We start from the raw sequence: 7,134 nt of genomic DNA, 5'->3' as shown, positions 1-7,134 counted from the left end.
GTTTCAAACGGGGTGCCGTCCACATCGCGGGCCGGTACCAGGCCACGGCCCGCGCGGCCGGAACCGGTGCCCGCCCGGCGGCCGGCGCCACCCCCGGCCGTCAGGCGCCGGCGCGGCACCACCAGGGTTTGGGCGCGGTAGGAGCCCGTGGCCGGGTCCTGAATGGTGGTTTCAATGGTGTCCACGTCGGCCGCGGCGAGCCGGGCGGCTTCCGCGCGACGGGCTGCGGCTTGGGCGACGGCCTGCGCTCGACGCCGCTTGCGCAGGGCCAGTCCAGTGGTATCGACGGCAAACACGTCCACGACGTCCTGGTCGGAAGCCCGGGCGGGGGCGCTCTGGGCATCCTGCTCGGCGCGGCGCTGGGCTTCGATTTGGGCCGAGGGCGAAGCGACCGGGGCCGGGGGCGCCGCTTCCACCGAAGGAATTTCGGGTTCGATGTTGGCCGAGGCGGCCGCGACCGGCTCGCGCTCCTGCTGGGCCGCCCGCTGCGCGGCCTTTAGCCACAGCAGCAGGCCACCGATGATGAGCACGAGCAGCAGGCCGGCTAAGGCCATCCAGTTGGCGCGCAGCACTTCAGCGGGCGTGCGCTTGGCAGGGGCAGCAGCCGGTACGGGCTGTTCCGTTGCTGGCTGAGCCGCAGAACGGCTATCGGTTGGGGGAGTGAGGGGTTCCATAGCAGGTACGGGCGGCGTTAGATGGTGGCGGCGCGGTTAATCACGCGGGAGGGCACGGGCAGCACCAGCACCCGGGCGCCGTTGAGCTCGCGCAGCGTTACTTCCAGGTAGCCGCGCTCGGTGGCCGCGTACAGGGGAATGGCGTAGGTCAGGTAGCCCGTGGTACGGCCGGTGATGACCTGGTTCGGGCGGCCGCCCGAAGGCGCCAGCGGGCGCCGGGCTTCGTTCTTTTTGCGGGCCAGGAACTTCTTCTGGGCATTTTCCACCAGCTGGAAGTCGGTGAAATCCACGTTGTAGTCGATGTTGGTCTTGTTGATGACCTTGAAGCGCAGGTAGGTAAAGTCCTTGTCGTTGCGCACGTTGGCCAGCGACAGCACCAAATCATTGTCGACTACGGCCACGGCCTGGTGCTCCTCCCGGGCTTTGCGCAGCTGGCTGAGCTTGCCCTCGACGACGGCTTTCTTTTCCCGCTCCTTGTCCAGGGCCAGCTCGTTTTCGGGGGGCGCCCCGGCGGACGCGGTGCTTTTGCCGTTGATGCTCAGCGCGCCGTCTTTCTGGAAGTCGTAGAGCTGCAGCACCGGGCGGCCTGTATACACGAGCCGGCCCATCCAGTACTTGGAGCCGTAGCGAATGAGCATGGGCGTGGGCGGCACGTGCTTGCGCTTGGCCCGCACAAACACGGCGTTGGCCTCAATCTTCACCAGGTAGTTGCCGGCCATGCCCACGTCGACCAGCGACACAGGCCCGCCAAAGACCAGGTAGGTGGTGGAGGAATCGGACACGGCCACGTCCAGCAAATTATCGGAGGTGGCCAGGGCGGGAACCGGGGTGGCGGCAGTGGTTTGCGCGGCCGCGGGCGCCGTGGTGAAGAGCAGGGAAAGCAGCCCCAGCAGGGCCGGAAGGGTGTAGCGTTGCATCGGAGACAAGGATGGGTGATTAGTTAGCCGGGGCCGCGGGCCCTGGGGTTGTAGCGGGGGCAGGAGCAGCGGGCGCTGCCGGCTCACCGGCCGGGGCCAGGCCCCGCTCGGCTTCCTGCAGGCGGCGCTGGCGGTCGGCTTCCTGGGCCTGCAACAGCTCCTGCTCTTCCCGCGTCAGCTGCGGGTTGTAGGGGATGTAGTCGAAGTTGGTGATGAGCAGCCCGTAGGGGTTGGCGTCCGAGCGGTTGGTTTCCACCAGGTTGAACTTGGCGGCCAGCGGCAGGGGCTCCTTCTGCTGGCCCCCAATGAAAATGCGCTGCTTGATGTAGACCGAGCCCGACCAGGGGCGCTGGCTCATGTCCACCAGCACGCTGTCCACGGTCACCACGTTGCGGGCGGCGTAGCGCTCGTAGTTCTGGAGCACCTGCCCGCGGGTAAAGCCCTCGTAGATGCGCCGGCCGCCGCGGCCCTCAATCAGGGGCAAGGCTGCGTCCAGGTTGGCTTTGTAGGTGTATTGGTCGTGGCCGAACATGGTTTGCATGAACTGGCGCACCAGGTTGCGGGCCTCATAGGGGGTATGAGCGTCGTTGCCGGCCGAGAGGGCCGCCACCGAGCCGGTTTGCGATACGACGTACACGCGCCGGCCGCTGTTTTCGTAGGCCCGGTACACGAGAAAGCCCGAAGCCAGGGCCACCAGCAGCAGGGCCAGCACGCTGCCCAGCGCCAGGTTGCGCATGGTGGAAAAGGAAGTACTTAAGTCTTTGGCGGAATCCATGAAAGTGTTGAGAGTCTGGTTGTGGTGATTGGTGCTTTTCTCCCGACCGCCCTTTACTGGCGGATGGGCAGCAGCACCTTCTTAAAGGAGTCGTCGAACCCGCCGGCGCGGCCCCGGTAGGGGTACACCACCAAAGCGGGCTGCTGCTGCTCGTTCCGGCCCAGGAAGGCGTAGAGCGTGCCGCGCACGGTCAGCGGCTTGCGGGGCTCGATGGGCGTGACGGTGTACCGCTCGCGGCCAGGCACGTTCAGGTTGAGGCCGCCCACGCGAAACGACGCTAGGGTATCCCGGCCGTTCGGGGCGTACAGCGGCAGCGAGGCCGGCACCTTTTGGTGGCCGAAGCCCTGGGGAATCCACTCAAGCACGGCTTCGTAGGAAATGCGGTAGCCGGGAGCCTGCTTCACCCCGTCCGGCCGGTCCGCGTCGGACTGCCACGCGGCCGGCAGCCGCAGCTGCATGGGCTCGGCTTTCAGGGCCTTGGCGGAAACGACCTGCAGATACCCTTCGCGGGGAGTCTGCTCAGCCACGCCGGGTTTGAGGTCCACGGCCGACGCCAGCAGCGGAGCCGGTAAACCAGCAGCAGGTTGGGTTGCTGCCGGGGCCGCCGGCGTGGTAGCTACCGGAGCGGATTCCTTGGATTGGCAAGCGGCCGTCAGAGTCAAGGCAAAGCCTGCAGCAATACATCGGGGAATGTTTTTCATGGCTAGGAAGTCAGCAGGGTGAGTTATTTGGTCCAGATGCCCGAGGCCCGCTGGCGGTAGGACGGGTTCAGGGCTTCCGACATGGTGATGGTGGGCAGGCCGGAGGAAGCCGAGGACGAAGCCGGCTCGTTTCCCTCGCTGCCGCCACCGCTGCTACTGCTTCCGCCGCCGGCGCTATAGCCCCCTCCCCCGCCGCGGCTGCCGCCGTTGCCCAGGGCGCGGCCCACGGCACTTGACAGGCCGCCGCCCCCAGGCGAGGCCACGCCGGCCACGGCCGTCGCGGCGCCCACGGCCGAGCCGACCATGGAGCCCACGAAGCCCTGCACGGCCGAGGAGCCGATGAACATGGACGTGAGGTAGGGCACCATTACGTAGAGCAGGACAAAGGCCACGGACATCACCATGAACTTCTCGTCATCGACCGACTGCTGCGGGCCATTGGTGAGCCCGCTGAACAGGCCGTTGGGGGCCTGCGCCGTCTCGGCGTAGAAGCCGTAGATGGTGTCGAGCAGCACAAACGTGAGTCCCCAGAGCTGCACGGCCAGAAAGTTCTGCAGCCACTTCAGGGCCAGCTGCCCGAAGGCCGGAATCACCGACAGGGTCATGGCAATCGGCCCGCACACGTACAGAAAACCCAGGATGAACTGCTGGATAAACTGCATGATGTGGCGGATGATGAGCACCGCCGTGGCCGTGAACAGCCGGGTCAGGATGCCCGAGAGCGTGAACGAACTCAGCGTTTGGGAAATGCTGGTCATCAGCGAGCTGGCGCCGGCCACGATGTCGCCGATGCCCATGGAGTCGTTGCGGGCCGCCGCGGCCACCGAGGCCGGCGTGGTCAGGTCCCGAATAGCTTCGGCCGCGGACTTGTCGGTCGAGAACAGGGCCGTAAAGGCGGCCAGTCCCGTGCCCAGGGTATCTACCAGCGTCTGGTAGAAGAAGAGCAGAAAGAATATCCAGGTGGCCTTGATAATTGGCCCCCAGTCCATGGCCAGGCCGCTACCAGAAATAAAACCGCGCCCGATGGTGTAGAGCAGGGCAATGCCCATCAGACTGGGCGTGATGAAGCGGCAGGCGGTAAGCACCACCTGCAGGGTCTGGTCACAGGCCCGCAGAAAGCCCGGGTCGATGCCGTAGGCTACCATCGCGAGCATGCTCATCGGGCCAGGGGCCCTTGGCGGGCCTGTTTATCTTCCACAAACTGGTCGACGGCGTAGTCCAGGCGCTGCACCCGTACCGGCTCGTACTCAATCTGACCCTCGGCATTGAGCAGCACGTGGCCGTTTTTGTCGGTGCGGGGCCGCTGCTGGGTTTGCTGGTAGAACTTGACCAGCTTGTTGAGGTGGTTGCGCTCCACGGGCTTCGACGTCAGGATGGCGTCGAGCTGCGGGGAGGCCTCCAGGGCAAATACCTTGCCCTTGGCGCCCTGCTTGATGAAAAACTCCCGCAGCGCCTCGGTGGAGCGCACCGACTTAATCAAATCCATCTCGTGGCCGGTGAGGCCGAGCGGGGCCTGCAGCTGCGCCAGCGAGTCGGGGTTGACGTGGCGCAGGATAATCTTGGTGGCCGAGTTGTTGATGATGGCCGGCCCGATTTTGCTGCTGGTAATCTCGGTGATGCCCTGGGTGATGATGGTGACCGAGCCGTTGGTTTTGCGGATGGTGCGGTACATCGACTCGATGAACTCCGAGAGCACGCCCGAGAGCATGGTCCAGGCCTCGTCGAGGGCGATGTACTTGATGTCGTCGGGAAACTTGCGGAACAGGTCCAGGCTCAGCTCCGTGATGAGCATGGCCACCACCGGGTAGAGGTCGGGGTCGGCCTGCACCTTGGCCAGGTCAAAGCAGATGAGCCGGTACTCCGACAGGTCTACGTCGCGCTTGGCGTTGAGCACCCGCTCGTAGCGCCCGCCGGTGATGTACTGGCCCAGCACCAGGAAAAACTGGTGCATGTCGATGTACTTCAGGTTCTTCTGGTACTGCCGGCGGGCGCCGTCCAGCGGGTCGGGCTCCCCGCCGTCGCCGGGTTGGGCCACGGGCTTCTGCATTTCCTGGTCGTACTGCTCCACGAAGCGGTAGAAGCTTTCCATGCCGGGAAACTCCTCATCCTTCTGGTTCAGGCGCGGGCTTTCGTTCAGGCAGGCGTAGTACTCAATCAGAAAGCGCGAGAGAATGGTGCGCTCCGACTTGTCCAGCGCCGTGTCCTTGCCGCCCTTCCAGAGCGCGGCCAGCAGGGCCAGGTGAAAGTTGGTTTTCTCGTCGTTGTAGAGCCACTTGCCCGCCGCGTCGCGCGGCACCACGAAGGGGTTGAACTCGATGGGCCGCTGCGGGTCGTACTCGAAGTAGGTGTTGTCGAAGTCCTCGCCGTTGAGCGACTGCAGCACGTTGCGGTAGGTGCCGCCCACGTCCATGATGATTTGCCGGGCGCCCTTCTCGAAGCGCTGCACAATCAAATTGCCGAAGGTGTAGCTCTTGCCCGAGCCCGAGGGGCCGATGACAATGGCGTTCTGGTTGTCCAGGGCCGTGTTGAAGAGGTTTACCTGCACCAGGTTGCGGAACCGGTCGGTCAGGTACTCTCCCACCGGGTCGGTTTTGTAGGTGGCCGTCCAGTGGGTGTAGCAGGCGCCGCGGTCGGCGGTGCTCGTCAGCCAGCGGTCCGGCACCTGCCAGGCGTTGCCGGGCAGCAGGCCGAAGAACACCGGCAGGGCAAGGTAGCTTTCCACCACGCTCTCGGTGCCGAACATGTAGCGAAAGGCCGCTGTGGCCCGCTCCACGTTCTCGCGCCGGCTGGTGTCGTTCGTGTCCCAGAGCACGCACGAGAGGTGCAGGCCCACAATCTGCTTGTTGTCGGCCCGCACTTCGGCGGTAAACTCCTCCACTTCAGCGGCCCGCAGGTGGTTGTCCTGCGTGGCCAGAAACGAGAGCGAGGCGTTGAGCTTGCGGTCGGTATCCAGCGAGCTGAGCTCGGCGCGGGTATCCTGAATGAGCAGGGCCTGGGTGAGCACGTGCGGGCACTGCAGCACGTGGGTGAGCGGGTAGAGCATGGGCGCTGTCACCCCGTAAGAGTTGCGCACGGCCGGGTAGGCGTCGGAGCCCTGGCCCACCATGCTCAGCACGTTGACCTTGTGCTCGCCCACGCTGAAGGTGCCCAGGTCGTTGCCGATTTCGCGCTCCTGCCGGGTGGGCTGCCCGTCGAAGTTGAGGTTGAAGTACTGCAGGTAGAGCTGGTGCATCTCGGCGCTGGCCAGCCGCTCGAAGGTCACGCCGCCCAGGTTCTTGAGGCCCTGAATGAATTCCACGGCGCCGCTTTCGGCCGCTTCGAGCGTGTGCACAAGCTGGGCAAACGGATTCTTGAGCACGGCCTCGCCGGCGCGGGCCACCAGGGCATTCACCGCGTTGGTCTTGGGCGACTTGACGGCCACCGGGGCAAAGGAGAGGAACAGGTAGGACTTCTGGAACAGCACCAGCCGCTCGAAGAAGTGCTTGTTCATCTTGTTCTCGAAGTAGGTCTGCTGGGTTTTGTCCTCGCGGTAGGGCCGGTCGTAGTAGATGTCGGTTTTCTGCACGATGGTGCCCACCGGCAGGGGGCGCAGCACGCCTACCAGCGCCGTTTGAAAGGCCTCGTAGTCGTCCGCGGTCCAGCTCTCCATCTCGGCGGGCTCCACGCGGAAGCCCACCGCCACGCGGCCGTCCTTGAAGACCACCTTGTCGCCCTCGAAGCTGTGCACGGGCATCACGGCGTTAAACGCGGCCGTTTTGGGCTTTTTGGTCATGATTGGGGAGGGGTAAGGCCCCCACCGCCAGGCGGCGGGGCTGGATGAAGGTGAAGGAAAGCCAGCCCATCAGAAAGCCGGGCGCCTGCCGCTTGCTCAGGTAGCGCAGGCCCAGAATCAGGCCCAACTCCACCAGGATGACGAGCAGGTACACCAGGCGCGGAATCTTGACGGCCATGCCCAGAAAGCCCAGCAGCAGCACCGAGCCGATGAAGAGGCCGACCATGATGCCCAGGTCCTGAATGTTCATGCCCAGCACCTGCGCGGGCCGCTCGATGGATTTGTAGGAGCGCAT

The 7,134-nt window shown here is 65.3% G+C and carries 7 protein-coding genes; all 7 read right to left on the bottom strand.

What is annotated here, in order from left to right:
• Positions 1-674: hypothetical protein (locus EJV47_RS26525; protein ID WP_207896006.1), on the bottom strand; the 674-nt coding region annotated here is incomplete at its 3' end.
• A gap of 17 nt (positions 675-691) precedes the next feature.
• Positions 692-1,591 carry a DUF4138 domain-containing protein gene (locus tag EJV47_RS26520; RefSeq protein ID WP_126696240.1) on the bottom strand — a complete coding sequence of 300 codons (900 nt, stop codon included), beginning with the start codon at positions 1,589-1,591 and terminating at the stop codon, positions 692-694.
• Between the two features lie 19 nt (positions 1,592-1,610).
• On the bottom strand, positions 1,611-2,366 hold the full coding sequence (locus EJV47_RS26515) for a conjugal transfer protein TraK (RefSeq protein WP_126696239.1): 756 nt from the start codon (positions 2,364-2,366) through the stop codon (positions 1,611-1,613).
• Positions 2,367-2,419: 53 nt separating this feature from the next.
• Positions 2,420-3,067 carry a hypothetical protein gene (locus EJV47_RS26510; protein ID WP_126696238.1) on the bottom strand — a complete coding sequence of 216 codons (648 nt, stop codon included), beginning with the start codon at positions 3,065-3,067 and terminating at the stop codon, positions 2,420-2,422.
• Positions 3,068-3,090: 23 nt separating this feature from the next.
• The gene (locus tag EJV47_RS26505) at positions 3,091-4,227 is read right to left on the bottom strand and encodes a conjugal transfer protein TraG N-terminal domain-containing protein (protein ID WP_126696237.1); all 1,137 of its coding nucleotides are present in this window, start codon (positions 4,225-4,227) and stop codon (positions 3,091-3,093) included.
• Positions 4,224-6,839: a TraG/VirB4 family ATPase gene (locus tag EJV47_RS26500; protein WP_126696236.1), complete on the bottom strand. Its 2,616-nt coding sequence runs from the start codon at positions 6,837-6,839 to the stop codon at positions 4,224-4,226. The genes EJV47_RS26505 and EJV47_RS26500 overlap by 4 nt, the downstream gene beginning before the upstream one ends.
• Positions 6,808-7,134, bottom strand: a complete 327-nt coding sequence (locus EJV47_RS26495; protein ID WP_126696235.1) for a hypothetical protein — start codon at positions 7,132-7,134, stop codon at positions 6,808-6,810. The genes EJV47_RS26500 and EJV47_RS26495 overlap by 32 nt, the downstream gene beginning before the upstream one ends.

Origin of the sequence: Hymenobacter gummosus (genome assembly GCF_003970915.1) — a bacterium.
GTDB lineage: Bacteria > Bacteroidota > Bacteroidia > Cytophagales > Hymenobacteraceae > Solirubrum > Solirubrum gummosum.
This window is presented reverse-complemented; position numbering and strand designations above follow the sequence as displayed.